Genomic DNA, 14825 nt, shown 5'->3' on the forward strand with positions numbered 1-14825 from the left:
TGCGTTGGCTTCGGTTGCGATCTTCACATGGTCGGGGAGACGGAAGGCCTGCAACCCGCCGAACAGATCTCCCGCCCCCCATATGGGGGGCTATGTTGCCGATGCACACCGGTTATCCTGAACTTCAGAAGTTCACAAAGTTTATGCGGAACGACGGCGTTTGTTGGGGGCGCAACCCTGAACAATCGCCGGATGTCTGTCCCGTGAGGGGCGCGCGCCTACTCGACTCGGCCATCCCGATGGGGTGGTCCAGATGGCGCACTCCGGTTCGTTCCGCCGGATGCTCGATTCGCAGGTCCGTCGGCTCGAAAGAAAGAGGTGACACATGAACATCCTGTTGGTGGAAGACGATCCTGCGCAAGCTTCGGCTGTTGAAAAAGCATTGCAGCAACCGGGGCACAGAATAAGCCGGGCGGATTCTGGCGAAAATGCCGTGCGCTTCCTTAAGATCAATCAAGTCGATCTCGTGGTGCTCGACTGGAAATTACCCGGAATGACCGGACTAGAAGTCCTGCACTGGATACGCGGCAATATCGGTCGGGATGTCGCCGTGCTGTTCCTGACGAGCAGAGTGCTGGAGGTCGACGTTGCGCGTGCGCTCGATGCGGGCGCCGACGAATACGTTGTGAAACCGTTCCGCGCGATCGAACTGGTTGCCAGAATCAGCGCCTTATTGCGTCGCACCTACCGCAAGGAAAAGGTCGATAACCTGATAGCCGTGGGGCCCTACGTCTTCGATGTGGAGCGCCGCAACGTCTCTCTTCACGGCAAGACGATAGAGTTGACGGCGAAGGAATTCGACGTCGCCGCGTTTCTCTTCGCCAATATCGGGCGCGTGGTTTCCAGGGACCTGTTGGCGAAGCTTGCCTGGGGACGCGAACTCGATAGTATGTCCCGCACGATCGACACCCATATCTATCGGTTGCGGCGAAAGCTGTCTTTGCACTCGGAGAACGGCGTGCGCCTGAGCACCGTCTATACGCACGGATACCGTCTGGACGAGGTTGTCGTGCATAGCGTGGCAAGCGAAACGCTGGTCTGTGAGGCGTCGGAACAGCGCGCTGAACCCAACCCTTGGCTCCTGCCAACGGCCTGCTAGAGCAGCATCGGCCAGGACTTCGGATCGGAGCAGAGCGCGTTTCCTTGCGTCTGGTCTGAAGCCGGCCCTGCATCGGCGGGCTGTCGCGGACTCTGCGCGCGACGCGCGCCATCAGCTCGTTATGCGACGGAACGCTCTGAGAGCACGGGCCTGGCAACGCTACCTGGACCCGGAAAGCTGTTCGGCTACGTCTGTGATTCGGCGCTGCACGATATGGTTCATCCAGTCGGTAGCATCCGGGTTGGGGGCGGCTGTCAATCCTCGTGTCACCGCAGTGGCGGGTCGTTCGTCGGGCCAATGTCCAAACGACGCATCCTGGTTAGCGCCGCTCATCGACGGTAGTGCCCAGCGGTGTCGATCCGCGGCGCGATCACGCGCGTGCGGCCGATGCGCGGCCTCGAGGCGGGTTTGCCCGCCCATCGAATTCGACGGTAGCCAGGTGTGCGGCGCTGCCTGACGGTCATGCTGTCGATGTTTGCGTGACACGTCAGACGTGCCGTTGCCAACCGGTTGTGGTCCGGCGCGAACGATCTTCGTTTTCATCGTGACCCGCGCAGGCATGCGATGCGTTTCAATCGCCACGGGTAGCGCCGTGCTGCGCGGCTGCGGGACTTTGCACTGGCCGGGGAGTTTGCGGGGCGCCAACGCTCGCTGCCTGGCCGGGTCAGAGACGACATCAGCCTGAAACCGGCGTTCACGTAGCGGAGGATGACCCAGCGCGATCCACGCGCAGACGGCGACCCCACCAATCAGAAACGCAGGTCCGGCGAATGCACGCCGACGCGCTTGCGAATGGCGAGACGCGGATGGCTCATCCGTCACGACGGCCGTGCAAGGTTCCTTCAGTGTGAGAGCAAAGACGGCATTCTGCTCAATGCGTCGCGGTTCCCAGCAAAGTGTCTGGACTGCTGTATAAAGCGCGTCGCGTTGCGCACAAAGAAGAATCCCGGAGGATAACTGCTTCCACACATATGCGGAGACAGGTGGGCAGTGGCGTGGCCATGCTAATGGCACAGCGCTTCCGATACGCGTATGGGAGACTATCGTCAGCATCAGCTACTTTTCAATATCTGACATTCAATTTATACGTGTGCCAAACGATATGCGGCATCAGCAATGCATACCGGCAGATACGGCTCAAGTGATTTCAACGCTGGCAAGGAATGGTTCTGGAGACTGGAGCGCTCATGGTCCAGTCATATCGTGCGTGCAGTCGAATCATGAGTAGGTGGCGAGGCGTTTGATGCAGGCCCGAAGGTATCAGAAGGCCAATAGCGCGATGTGAACTTTTTCAAAGTCGACGTCATTCGCGATTACTCCGCTTTCATTTCCCGATCCACTTCTGTTGCCCGCTTCCGCTGCGATTGGCGCCGTCACAGGGCTGTCGCTTGCACTTCGGTGTTGTCGTTAATTTTCCATGCACGTGGGCACGGTGACCTTCGCCGTCAGACGCGATGTCGCGCCGTAGCAACTTCGCGAATCGTTTCTACGATTTACGCGGATTGGGTGTTTCTGGATATTAAGATAGCGAGCAATTCGTGTTTAGTACTAAAGCAATTCAACGTATACATAAAACGTCCCCCGTGCAGGCAATGGAGACGTCCTTTTGGGCGGTGGTTCGGCGGGATGGGGAATAGTCATGGAAGCCTCTTCAAACAGTGCCGATCGCGAGTGGAGCGTGTCATTGATCCAGACCAAAATGATCGCGCCGCGTATTCCGTCCGGCTGCGTGCAACGGCTTGCTTTACTCAACAGGCTCGATGAGCGACGACCAGGCAGCGTCGTCGTCGTGACCGCGCCGGCGGGCTTTGGCAAGACCACGTTGCTGACCGGATGGAGCGAAGCGCTGTCGGAGGAAAAGCACCCGGTCGCGTGGCTCAGCCTCGACGGAGAAGACGATGACCCGCAACTGTTCGTCGCCTATCTGGTGGCGGCGCTGTCCCGCGTGGCGGAGGACATCGCGTGGCAAGCGCAGCAATTGCTGAAGCTCGATTCACTGACGCCGATCAGAACAGTTATTTCGGTGCTGTTGAATGGCATTGCCGGATGCGGCCGCTGCGTTTTCCTCGTACTCGATGACGTCGATCGTGTGACCGCGAAACCGGTGCTGGCGGTGATCTCTCGTCTGCTGCGCTATGCGCCTGAGAACATGCACGTCATGCTTGGCGCGCGCGCCGAACCCGCGTTGACGCTCGGGCAACTTCGAACGCCGGAGAAGCTGATGCGCATCGACGCCGAGGATCTGCGCTTTTCGATCGACGATGCACAGTCGTTTTTTGACCGGACAGGTACTGTGCGGCTCGAACGAAGCCACATCGAGCTGTTGAACGAAACGACCGAAGGATGGGTCGCGGGTCTCCAGCTGGCCTCGCTTGCGTTAGGTCAGATGCGTGACGCGTCCAGGCTCGCCGACAATCTGGCGGGCCCGGGTTCAGGAATCGACCGCTACCTGAACGATACGGTCCTCGCGCATTTGCCGCCGCCGATTCTGACGTTCCTGCTGCACACGTCGATTCTCGAGCGGCTCAGTCCCGGTGTATGCGATGCGATCATGGGGGATGAAGACGGCGAAAGCGGAGAAAAGCTCGACTGGCTTGAACGGCACAACGTCTTCATCCGACCACTGGACGAAAGGCAAGACTGGTTTCGCTATCACGCAGTGCTATCCGATGCGCTGCGACGGCGTCTCATGCGCCAGATGCCGCAACAGATTCCGGTGCTGCATCGTCGCGCATGCCAATGGTTTGCGGCGCAACGTCTGTGGCCCGAGGCGGTCCGTCATGCTCTGGCCGCCGGCGATTTCGAACTGGCGACGCAGTGGGCGGAGAACTGCGCAATAGACATGCTGGAGCGCGGCGACCCCTACGCGCTGCTCGGTTGGATCAACAAGCTTCCGCCCGATGCCGTTCGTGGACGGTTGCGTTTGCGCCTTGCCAAAGCATGGGCGCTTGCGTTCTCGCTTCAGATCACCCGAGCGTCGAAGGAAATCGGCACGATTGTCGACGAATTCAACCGGAAGCATCGCGCGGATGGTGGCGTGATCGACGAAGCGATGCTGGCCGAGGTCAACGTGGTTGCTGCACTGGTCGCCGGTATCGGTGACGACAGCGAGCGTGCGCTTGAACTGGGATGCGCGGTGGACGCGTGCGGTGTGGCAGTTGCACCGTGGGTCAAGCATTACTCGCAAACAGTGCAATTCTTCGGGTTGATCTATCGGGGCAGATTCGACCAGATCCTTCGTATATGGGACCTCGTCAAAGACCGCACGGAAGCCAATCCCGAGCCGCACCACTCGGACCTGCTGCGAGACTCGATGTATGGTTTCGCCGCGCTGATGCATGGCGAGCTGGCCGAGGCGAGACGAACGTTCGAAGCGACGTTGCGGCGCGCCGAGCGTGCTCTGGGGGCTTCGGCGGCTGGCGTGGCGGGCATCGCCGGTTGTGTTGCATACATCTGCTACGAGTGCAACGAACTGCCGAAAGCACGGGAGATGGTTGCCGGCCGCACGAACATCGTATTGGAGAGCGCTCCGATGGGTGCGCTGGTGCGGCACATACTTGCCGCGGCACGCCTGCTGTGGCGTGACGGGGAGACGGGTTCGGCGCTGGCCGTTCTCGAAGACGGCCGTCAGGTTGCGTTGACCCGGCAATGGTTGCGTCTGAAGCTTACCTGCGATGCCGAAGCGGTGCGATTTCTGATCGAAGCCGGTAACCTGGCGCAAGCGAAGCGGATCGCCGACGAGCTGAGCGGGAGCGTCCCAGCGCTATGTGAAGGGCGGAAAGGATCGGCTATCGAGAGCTGGACGTACTATTGCATTCTGCAGGCCCGGGTTCAGATGGCCGAAGGCCTCGCTGCCAAAGCTGTCGTGCTTCTCGAGCGCTCGCTCGATACGGTCGCCGCAATGGGCTGGCGTGGTTCCGAGGCGCTCGTTTCGCTTCTGCTTGCCTGTGCGCTTGAACAATGCGGGGAAGCCGACAGGGCGCTCGCTATACTCGGCCGCGCGCTGAGCATTGGGGGTGCGATCGGCATCGTCAACAGCTTCGTCGATGAAGGGCAGCCCGTGCGCGCACTATTGCAACGGTTTCGCCGAGGATCGGGCAGCATTGTGACCGCGGAAATGGCCTATGCCGACAGATTGCTCGCGGCGTTCGACGCACGCGATGGTTCCCAATCCGTTCCTCCGAGGTCTGTCAGGATCATGACAACATCGTCAGATATCCTGAGTGTCAGGGAGCTGGAGATCCTCAACTGCGTTGCACTCGGACTTTCCAACAAGGAAATCGGGCGATCGTTGAAACTGGCGCCCGAGACCGTCAAATGGCATCTGAAGAACATCTTCGAAAAGCTCAACGTGAGTTCGCGCATCGAAGCCGTGCAGAGCGTCCTGGGTTTTGGCGTTGGCGAGGGGCGCGCCGCAATGTAGCGGTGCGAGGTGGTTCCAGAAGCGCCCCGCTTGGACATTGCGAGCGACGACGCGACTTTTTCTGCGGAATGGCCGGCCGCGAGCTTATCGAAGTCAATACGTGTGCGGGCCAACCGCGAACACGACCGCAGATTACAATGGCCAGATTGTTACGGCATCCTGCCGTTTTGACCTCGCTCCAATGAACGCATCCGAACGTATCGACGAACTGATCGCAGGACTCACCGACTGGCGCGGCGCAACCTTCGCTCGCATCCGTCAATGCGTGCTCGCGGCGGACCCGGCGATCGTCGAGGAATTCAAGTGGATGGGTAGTCCGGTCTGGTCGCGCGACGGCATGATCGCGGTCGCCAACGCCCACAAGGGCAAGGTCAAGCTGACCTTTGCGCATGGGGCGGGCCTGGCCGACCCGGACGGCTTGTTCAACGCAGGCCTCGAAGGCAACGCGCGGCGCGCTATCGACTTCTTCGAGAGCGACGGGGTCGACGAGCGCGCACTGAAAGCGCTGGTGCGCGCCGCAATCGACTATAACCAGAATTATCTAAAGAAGAACATGCGCGGCGCACTGCCGAAAGCCGGCCGTAAGCGGGCGTCCGGCGACGCCTGAGGCCGGCACAGTCCGCTCGCCAGCCCCGTCGCGCCACCAGCTCCGGTGAGTCGATACCAGAATTGATATCGATATCACCTAAAATATAATTGGAAAGATATCAACTCGCTCCGTACACTTCACCATCCCTGGACACTGAGCGGCAACCTTGCGCCGTAGCGCCGGGCGGGCCGCTTCAGTCAAATTGGCCGGTGAGGGTCCCGGCACATGCATCAAGGACCTAGTATGTCGGAAAAAAAGCGGAAATTGCGCTCGGCCGAGTGGTTCGGCACGGCTGACAAGAACGGCTTCATGTATCGAAGCTGGATGAAGAATCAGGGCATTCCCGATCATGAGTTCGACGGGCGTCCCGTGATCGGTATCTGCAACACGTGGTCCGAGCTGACGCCGTGCAACGCGCACTTTCGCAAGCTCGCCGAGCACGTGAAGCGCGGCGTCTATGAAGCGGGCGGCTTCCCGGTCGAGTTCCCGGTGTTTTCCAACGGCGAATCGAATCTGCGTCCGACCGCGATGCTCACGCGCAATCTCGCGGCGATGGATGTCGAGGAGGCGATTCGCGGCAATCCGATCGACGCGGTCGTGCTGCTGACCGGCTGCGACAAGACGACCCCCGCGCTGCTGATGGGCGCGGCGAGCTGCGACGTGCCGGCGATCGTCGTGACCGGCGGCCCGATGCTGAACGGCAAGCTCGACGGCAAGAACATCGGCTCTGGCACCGCGGTGTGGCAGCTGCACGAATCGCTGAAGGCCGGCGAGATCGATCTGCATCAGTTCCTGTCGGCCGAGGCGGGCATGTCGCGCTCGGCGGGCACCTGCAACACGATGGGCACCGCGTCGACGATGGCCTGCATGGCCGAGGCGCTCGGCACGTCGCTGCCGCACAACGCGGCGATTCCCGCGGTCGACTCGCGCCGCTACGTGCTTGCGCATATGTCGGGAATCCGGATCGTCGAAATGGCGCTCGAAGACCTGAAGCTGTCGAAGATCCTCACGCGCGAGGCGTTCGTCAACGCGATTCGCGTCAATGCGGCGATCGGCGGCTCGACCAACGCGGTGATTCATCTGAAGGCGATCGCGGGGCGCATCGGTATCGATCTCGAACTCGACGACTGGGTGCGCATCGGCCGCGACACGCCGACGATCGTCGACCTGATGCCGTCGGGCCGTTTCCTGATGGAAGAGTTTTATTACGCGGGCGGCCTGCCGGCCGTGCTGCGCCGGCTCGGCGAAGCGAACCTGCTGCCGCATCCGGACGCGTTGACGGTCAACGGCAAGTCGCTGTGGGACAACGTGAAGGATGCACCCAACACCAACGACGAAGTGATCCGTCCGCTCGACAAGCCGCTCGTCGCCGATGGCGGCATCCGCGTGCTGCGCGGCAATCTCGCGCCGCGCGGCGCGGTGCTGAAGCCGTCGGCGGCGACACCCGAGTTGCTCAAGCATCGCGGACGCGCGGTCGTGTTCGAGAACCTGGAGCACTACAAGGCGCGCATCGTCGACGAGACGCTCGACGTCGACGCGAATTCGGTGCTGGTGATGAAGAACTGCGGGCCGAAGGGTTATCCGGGCATGGCCGAAGTCGGCAACATGGGCCTGCCGCCGAAGCTGCTGAGGCAGGGCGTGAAGGACATGGTGCGCATTTCCGATGCGCGCATGAGCGGCACCGCCTACGGCACCGTGGTGCTGCACGTGACGCCGGAAGCGGCGGCCGGCGGCCCGCTCGCCGCGGTGCAGGACGGCGACTGGATCGAGCTCGATTGCGACGCGGGCACGCTGCACCTCGATGTCAGCGACGCGGAACTCGAGCGCCGTCTCGCGCAGCATGTGCCGCCCCAGCCGCCGGAAGGTGGCGGCTACCGGCGCCTGTATATCGATCACGTGCTGCAGGCCGATGAGGGTTGCGACCTCGACTTTCTCGTGGGGTGTCGAGGTTCCGCGGTGCCGCGGCATTCGCACTGACGCGCCGTTGCAACGGCAACGGCTCGGCCCATGACCGTGCGGGCGATGCATTCGTGCATCGCCCGCATTTTTTTATGACCTGTCGTTGGCGTTCACGGCGCAGCTGCCTTGGAAGGTGCGCCGCTAACGGCTATTGGCCGAGGTTGTCGACCGCGTCGAGCACGAGTCCGAAGAACTCGTTCGCCGCGGCCGGATTCAGCCAGCGCACGACCACCGTCATGCGCCGCTCCGGTTCGACCCACGTGAACGAACTGCCTGCGCCGACACCGAAATAGCTCGACTCCGGCACGTTCGGGAACACCTTGCGCCCGGTGTTGAGCCACACGAGGTAGCCATAGAACGGCGCGATCGCGCACGGCGTGCGCATGCGCGCGATCCATTCGGACGACAGCACGCGGTGGCCGTTCGCGACGCCGTCGTCGAGCAGCATCTGTGCGACCTTCAACTGATCGTTCGCGCTGACCGATACGCCGCCGCCCCAGTGCGTGCCGCCCGGCACCGACTGCATGCGTCGCCCGTCGATTCCGACCCACGCATTGTCGTAGCCGACCCATTGCCAGTTTTCGCTCGCCCCCGAAGGCCGCATGATCGCTTCGCGAAACACCTCGGGCAGCGGCTGACGGAACAGATGCAGCAGCGCGAGCGAGAACTGGTTGATGCGGACGTCGTTGTATTCCCAGTACGTGCCCGGCCGTTGCGGCGGACGCAGATCGCCTTTTTTGCCATCGGGCGGCGCGGCGAAATTGACCGCACGGTAGTGATCCGCCTGATCCGACAAACCGAAGTACGTGCCGCGCCATTCGCTCGTTTGCTGCAGTAGATGCGCCCAGCTGATCGGCGCGTTGTGTTCGTCGTCGAAGCCGATGTCGGGTACGCGCACGCGCACCGGTTCGTCGACGTCGGGCAACAGGCCGCGATCGTGCGCGACGCCGGCCAGCAGCGCGAGGTACATCTTCGCGACACTGAAGGTCAGGTCGGCGCGATCCGGTTCGCCCCAGCTCGTCAGCACGCGGCCGTCGACGGCGATCGCGCCCGACACCGGCCCGCGATCATGCACGGGACCGAGCAGCCTGTTCCACGGCGGCGGGTCGTTCACGTGCACACCCCATGCGCCACTCACATGGCGGTCCCAAAGCGATTCATGATCCACCGCGAACTGCACGGCTTGCTGCAAACGGTCTTGCATGGATAAGGTCCTGTCGGTTCAACGAAGTCCGCGAGGCAGAGACTCAGCGTGCGTGCAGTCGCACGCGTGCCCACATCACGGTGAAAAGGCTGAGCACGGCCGCGAGCATCAGATAGAGTCCGGGCGCGAGATTATTGCCGGTCGCCGCGATCAGCGCGGCAACGGCGAGCGGCGTGAAGCCCCCGAACACGGTGGTGCCGATGTTGTAGCCGAACGCCATGCCGGTCGTGCGCGTGCGGGTCGGGAACAACTCGGACATCAAGGCCGGAATCGGCGCGAAGTAGGTCGCCTTCAGCAACGCGACCCACGTGACCGCGGCAAGCAACGAGCCGAGCGACGGGCGCGCGTTCATCAGCACGAAGGCGGGATACACGGTCGCGAAGAACAGCACGCCGGCGCCGAGCATGATGCGCACGCGGCCTACCTTGTCGGACAGATGACCGACGACCGGCGTGAGCATCATCATGATCAGACCGGCCGCGAGCGTCGCGATGAAGCCCGACGACGGTGCGAGTCCGAGCTGCCGCGCCGCGTAGGTCGGCATGTAGAGCAGCATGTAGTTGGCCGTGGTGGTCAGCACGAGCACGCCGATCGACACGAGCACCCGTTCCTTTTGCGTCGCGAGCAGTTCTCGCACCGGCGCGGCGGATTTTTCCGCGCGCTCGAACTCCGGCGTCTCGTCGATGCGGCGGCGAATGTAGAGCCCGACCGGACCGATCAGCATGCCGAACAGGAACGGAATGCGCCAGCCCCAGCCTTCGAGTTGCGCGCTCGTCAGCGTGCTCGTCAACACCGCGCCGAACAGCGACGCCAGCACCGTGCTCGCGCCCTGGCTCGAGAACTGCCAGCTCGCCATGAAGCCTTTGCGCTCCGGCGCATGTTCGATCAGAAACGCGGTCGAACTGCCGAACTCGCCGCCCGCCGAGAATCCCTGCAACAGCCGCGACGCGAATACGCCGATCGGCGCGAGCACGCCGATCGCCGCATACGACGGCATCAACGCGATCATGCTGGTGCCGAGCGTCATCATCGCAATCGATAGCGTCAACGATGCCTTGCGGCCTTTGCGGTCGCTGAACGAGCCGAGCGCGAGCGCGCCGATCGGTCGCGCGAGATACGACAGCGCGAAGGTGCCGAGCGTGAGCAGCAGCGATACGGTGCGGTCGTGCACCGGAAAAAACGTGCGCGACAGCACGGCCGCGAAGTAGCCGTACACGACCAGATCGTAGAACTCCAGTGCGTTGCCGATCGAGGTCGCGAGAATCAGCCGCGATACGCTCGAGCGCGAAGTGTGCCGCGCGAGCGCGTCGGCGGTGGTGACGGAGTCCATGCTCATGACGAAGTCCTCTGGCGGCATTGGGAGGCGCGCCGGCAGTGTCGCGTGAGCGGCGCGGGCGCGGGATCGAAGCGTGTGACCCGATGTTGGGGTGGACGATATTGATAGACAATTACAATATTTGGCAGATATCGTTGCCGAAACGGCAAAGCGGAATCGAGATGACCCAGCTATTCGATATCGCATGCAGTCTCGAAGGCCTCGCGTTCGATCCGGTGTTGCTTGACCGATTTCGCGCCGCAAAAGAAAAAGCGCCCCGTAGGGCGCTTTCCATCGATTCAATCAGGCAGGGAACACAGATGTTCCCCACCGCGAACCGTCTGCTTAGAACTTGTGACGCAGACCGAGACGGAACGCCAGCTGGTTGTCGGCGCCGACGCCCGACGTGCTGAAGTAGCTCGAGCTCGAACCGATCTGTGCCTGCAGATCCTGCGTGCCGTTGCGGCCCGACGCGATCTGATAGATGCCCAGCACGTACACGTCCGTGCGCTTTGACAGCGCGTAGTCGCCGCTCAGGTCCACCTGGTTCCAGTGACCGACGTTCGCGCCGCTCAGGTGCATGTACGTGTAGCCCGCGCCTGCCGTGATAGCCGGCGTGACCGCGTACTTCGCGCCTGCTTCGTAGGCGGCGAACGTGGTCGACCCACCCGAGATCGGTGCGAGGCGCGTGTTCGTGTACAGGGCCCACAGCGTCGCCGGGCCGAATGCGTAGCGGCCGCCAACGCCGAACGTGCGCAGATCCTGGATCTGGCCGTTGCCGATCGTCGGGAAGCTGACGTTAGCCAGCGAAGTCGAGAAGGCCGGCGATGCCTGGCCCGGATAACGGATGTCCGTGTACGCCGCGCCGATACCGAACGGGCCGTTCGCGTAGTTCGCGCCGAAGCTGTAAGCGCGCGACGAACCTGCCACCGGGGCAGTGGACGTGCCCGTACCCGGCGTGCCGGCAAAGCCGCCTGCCGTGTTCGAGAAGCCGTACATCGCGCCGAAGGTCAGGCCGGAGAAGTTCGCGCTGCTGAACTTGACCGAGTTGTTGATACGGCTCGACGTGAGCTGGTCGACGTCGTTGATGTGGTAAGCGTAGTTGCCCGCGACGGTCTGGCCGCCGGTCGCGTAGTTGGAGCCGAGGTAGTCGGTCGAGAACGAGTACTGGCGACCGAACGTCAGCGAGCCGACGTTGTTCTGCGATACACCGACGTACGCCTGGCGGCCGAACATCGCGCCGCCCTGGCCGGCGGTGCCGTTCCCGCTGTTGAAGCCGTTTTCCAACACGAACAGCGCCTTCAGGCCGTTACCGAGGTCTTCCGTGCCACGCAGGCCCCAGCGGCTGCCGTTCGCGACGCCGTCGTCGTACTTGGTCAGGCTGCTGTGGCCGGTGGCCGTTTTCGAGTTGTTCACGTAGCTGATACCGGCATCGATCAGGCCGTACAGCGTGACGCTGCTTTGTGCGTGAGCGGCGGAGGCGAAGACGGCAAACGTAGCGGCGGTCAGGATTTTCTTGTTCAAAATACTTCTCCGAGTTAGCAAATTTTGGCGATCGCGACGCGCTGCTCTGCGGCAACGTCGTGCGATGGCCGGCAATTTAAGGGAACGCAGAGTAAGGTATGTGACACTGAAAAATTCTTTTCACGGTGTCGTGTCGGCGCGACACTTTGCGTGTGCACCGGAGGCAGGTGTATCGGTGGCGGGGCGGGTCGGTCGACCCTGGAGCGAGGCTGGACGCGTGGCAGCGAATCGCCCGCCTGGCGGCGGGCGATCGGTTATTTCAGTTGATGCGTGAAAATTCAGTTACATGGCCGGCCGCGACAGCATCGACGGTCGCAGCGTCGTTGGTGTCAGTTGCTCAGCAACGAGCCGCTGCGGAACGGCGTCTGGCCGGCGATGCGCGCGAATTCGAGGCCGGCCGTCGCGAAACGCGCTTGATGCCGCGCGTACAGCACGCCGGCCACGGTGTTTTTGATCGTGATGACGCGGTCCGTCAACGGATCGACGATGTCCGCGATTTCCTGGCCCACGTCCACCCACGTGCCGACCTCGCAGCGATAGACGAGCACGCCGCTGATCGGTGCGACGAGCGGCTCGGCGCCCGCGAGCGGCGTCGCGGCGAATTCGAGCGGCGGCATCGGCGCCGGCTCGCCGTCGACCACGCCGCGCGAGGTCAGATACTCGATGATCGCCTGCGCGTCTTTTTCCGCGAGTTCGTACGACACATCGCGCTGGCCGCGCAGCTCGATCGTGACCGAGATGCCGCCGTTCGGGATCGGGAAGCGCTCGCCGAAACGGCCGCGCAGATCCGACCAGCAGAAACTGTGGATCTCGTCGAACGGATTGCCGACCGAATTCAGCGCGAGCAGCGACGCCTTCGCGTCCAGGTAGCGCGCGAGCGGCTCGACTTCGGGCCACAGGTCCGGATTGGTGTACAGGTGCATCGCGGCTTCCCAGTCGCAATGCAGATCGAGCACGACGTCGGCGTCGTACGAGAGCTTTTGCAGCGCGAGGCGTTGCGAGCCGAGTTCGGTGGTCGGCTGCTGCGCGTCGAGCGCTTCGCGCATCGCCGTGCGGATGGCGGTGCGGTTCGCGTCGATGTCGCTGGTCAGACGCGATTCGATGAACGGCTGCACGAGTTCCGCGAGGTCGTAGAAGTTGCGGTTGAAGTTCTGCGCGCTGCCGGTTTCGAAGCGGCCGAGCATCTGGCCGAGCAGATGCTGATTAAGGCCGATCGGATTCGGCACCGGCACGACCACGACTTCGCCACGCAGCTTGCCCGCGGCTTCGAGCGCGGCCAGCTTGCGGCGCAGCGACCACGACACCAGCATCCCGGGCAGTTCGTCCGCATGCAGCGACGACTGGATATAGATTTTCTGGCCGCCGCCGGGACCGTAGTGGAAACTCGTCAGTTCACGGGCGGTGCCAAGCGACGGGGCAATCAGCGGATGGGTCTGGGTTTGCATGGTTTTGGCTTCGCGGCCCGTTCGGAGCAGCCGCGCTAGGTGGTTGATTGCAAGGGGAAAGATGCGCGCCGGCAGCGCGCGTGGTCCGCATGCGCGGACTGCGGCAACCTGTCTCAGGGGAGCCGCGTCTCGCACGATCTTAGCCGATATGCCACACGATGTGGCTTGATGTGGCTAGATGTGGAGCCGCAAAAACAAAACGGGCTCCGCGTCGCGGAGCCCGTTTCGGACAAGCTGCCGGCGCGCCGTACGGCGCGCGTGGGCGATTTAGCTGCCGTACACGTCGAAGTCGAAGTACTTCTTCTCGATCTTCTTGTAGGTGCCGTCCTTGATCATGTCGGCGATCGCCTTGTCGACCTTCACCTTCAGATCGGTGTCTTCCTTGCGCATGCCGATGCCGGCGCCATTGCCGAGGATCTTCGGATCGTCGAGGTCCTTGCCGACGAACGCGAAGCCCTTGCCGCGCGGCGTCTTCAGGAAGCCCTGGTCAGCCTGCACCGCGTCTTGCAGCGCTGCGTCCAGACGGCCCGAGATCAGGTCGGCGTAGACCTGGTCCTGGTTCTGATACGCCACGACTTTCGCGCCCGCCGGTTCCCAGTAGGTCTTCGCGTAGGTTTCCTGGATGGTGCCCTGTTCGACGCCCACCGTCTTGCCCTTCAGCGATTCAGCGGTCGGCAGGATGCCCGAGCCCTGCTTCGCGACGAGGCGCGTCGGCGTGTTGAACAGCTTCGACGAGAAAGCGATCTGTTCGGCGCGTTGCGGCGTCATCGACATCGACGACAGCACGCCGTCGAACTTCTTCGCCTTCAGTGCCGGGATCATGCCGTCGAAGTCGTTTTCCACCCACACGCACTTCGCACCGACGCGCTTGCAGATTTCGTTGCCGAGGTCGATATCGAAGCCAACGAGCTTGCCGTCCGCGCCTTTCGACTCGAACGGGGGATAGCTGGCATCAACGCCAAAACGGATCGTCGACCAATCTTTAGCGTGTGCGCCAATCGAGACGGTGGCAAGCAGAGCAACCGTCAAAGCCGCTAGCAGTTTTTTCACTGTTTTAACTCCTCGTGTAGTTCAATTACGCCCTCGGCGGTTGTGCCGCCTTGGGACGCCCGGCGCGTCTCGCAAACGGGCTTCCGGTCAGGATGCAGGCCGGGGTGGCCTGCAACGCGCGCCAAGCTTATCAGTTCAAAAATATTGGGAAGCTAGTAAAACACCGGATGGCGCGGGAGGAGGCCCTCTAGAGCAACGCTTGCGCCCCGGCCGGTGT

General features: G+C 62.7%; 9 protein-coding genes. 4 read left to right on the top strand and 5 right to left on the bottom strand.

Annotated elements, in window-relative coordinates:
• The first annotated feature begins 325 nt into the window (after positions 1–325).
• From F6X39_RS21990 to F6X39_RS22005, 4 genes are all read left to right on the top strand, one after another.
• Entirely contained in the window at positions 326–1099 is a 774-nt protein-coding gene (locus tag F6X39_RS21990) for a response regulator transcription factor (protein WP_187618092.1), read from the top strand.
• A 1927-nt stretch (positions 1100–3026) separates the two neighbouring features.
• The gene (locus F6X39_RS21995; RefSeq protein WP_316251710.1) at positions 3027–5522 is read left to right on the top strand and encodes a LuxR C-terminal-related transcriptional regulator; all 2496 of its coding nucleotides are present in this window, start codon (positions 3027–3029) and stop codon (positions 5520–5522) included.
• Positions 5523–5703: 181 nt separating this feature from the next.
• Positions 5704–6129 carry a DUF1801 domain-containing protein gene (locus tag F6X39_RS22000; protein WP_187618094.1) on the top strand — a complete coding sequence of 142 codons (426 nt, stop codon included), beginning with the start codon at positions 5704–5706 and terminating at the stop codon, positions 6127–6129.
• 225 nt (positions 6130–6354) lie between these two features.
• On the top strand, positions 6355–8088 hold the full coding sequence (locus F6X39_RS22005; RefSeq protein WP_184039247.1) for an IlvD/Edd family dehydratase: 1734 nt from the start codon (positions 6355–6357) through the stop codon (positions 8086–8088).
• Positions 8089–8218: 130 nt separating this feature from the next.
• Here the strand turns inward: F6X39_RS22005 and F6X39_RS22010 are convergent, their stop codons facing one another.
• From F6X39_RS22010 to F6X39_RS22030, 5 genes are all read right to left on the bottom strand, one after another.
• A complete protein-coding gene (locus F6X39_RS22010; RefSeq protein WP_187618095.1) occupies positions 8219–9274 on the bottom strand; it encodes a serine hydrolase domain-containing protein in 1056 nt (351 codons plus the stop codon).
• Between the two features lie 43 nt (positions 9275–9317).
• The gene (locus F6X39_RS22015; RefSeq protein WP_187618096.1) at positions 9318–10610 is read right to left on the bottom strand and encodes an MFS transporter; all 1293 of its coding nucleotides are present in this window, start codon (positions 10608–10610) and stop codon (positions 9318–9320) included.
• A 324-nt stretch (positions 10611–10934) separates the two neighbouring features.
• Positions 10935–12113, bottom strand: coding sequence for a porin (locus F6X39_RS22020; RefSeq protein WP_187618097.1), 1179 nt, complete (start codon positions 12111–12113; stop codon positions 10935–10937).
• 329 nt (positions 12114–12442) lie between these two features.
• The gene (locus F6X39_RS22025) at positions 12443–13558 is read right to left on the bottom strand and encodes a succinylglutamate desuccinylase/aspartoacylase family protein (protein ID WP_187618098.1); all 1116 of its coding nucleotides are present in this window, start codon (positions 13556–13558) and stop codon (positions 12443–12445) included.
• Positions 13559–13825: 267 nt separating this feature from the next.
• Positions 13826–14608, bottom strand: a complete 783-nt coding sequence (locus tag F6X39_RS22030; protein ID WP_184039263.1) for an ABC transporter substrate-binding protein — start codon at positions 14606–14608, stop codon at positions 13826–13828.
• Positions 14609–14825 lie beyond the last annotated feature (217 nt).

Origin of the sequence: Paraburkholderia sp. UCT2 (assembly GCF_014397665.1) — a bacterium.
Lineage (GTDB): Bacteria > Pseudomonadota > Gammaproteobacteria > Burkholderiales > Burkholderiaceae > Paraburkholderia > Paraburkholderia tuberum.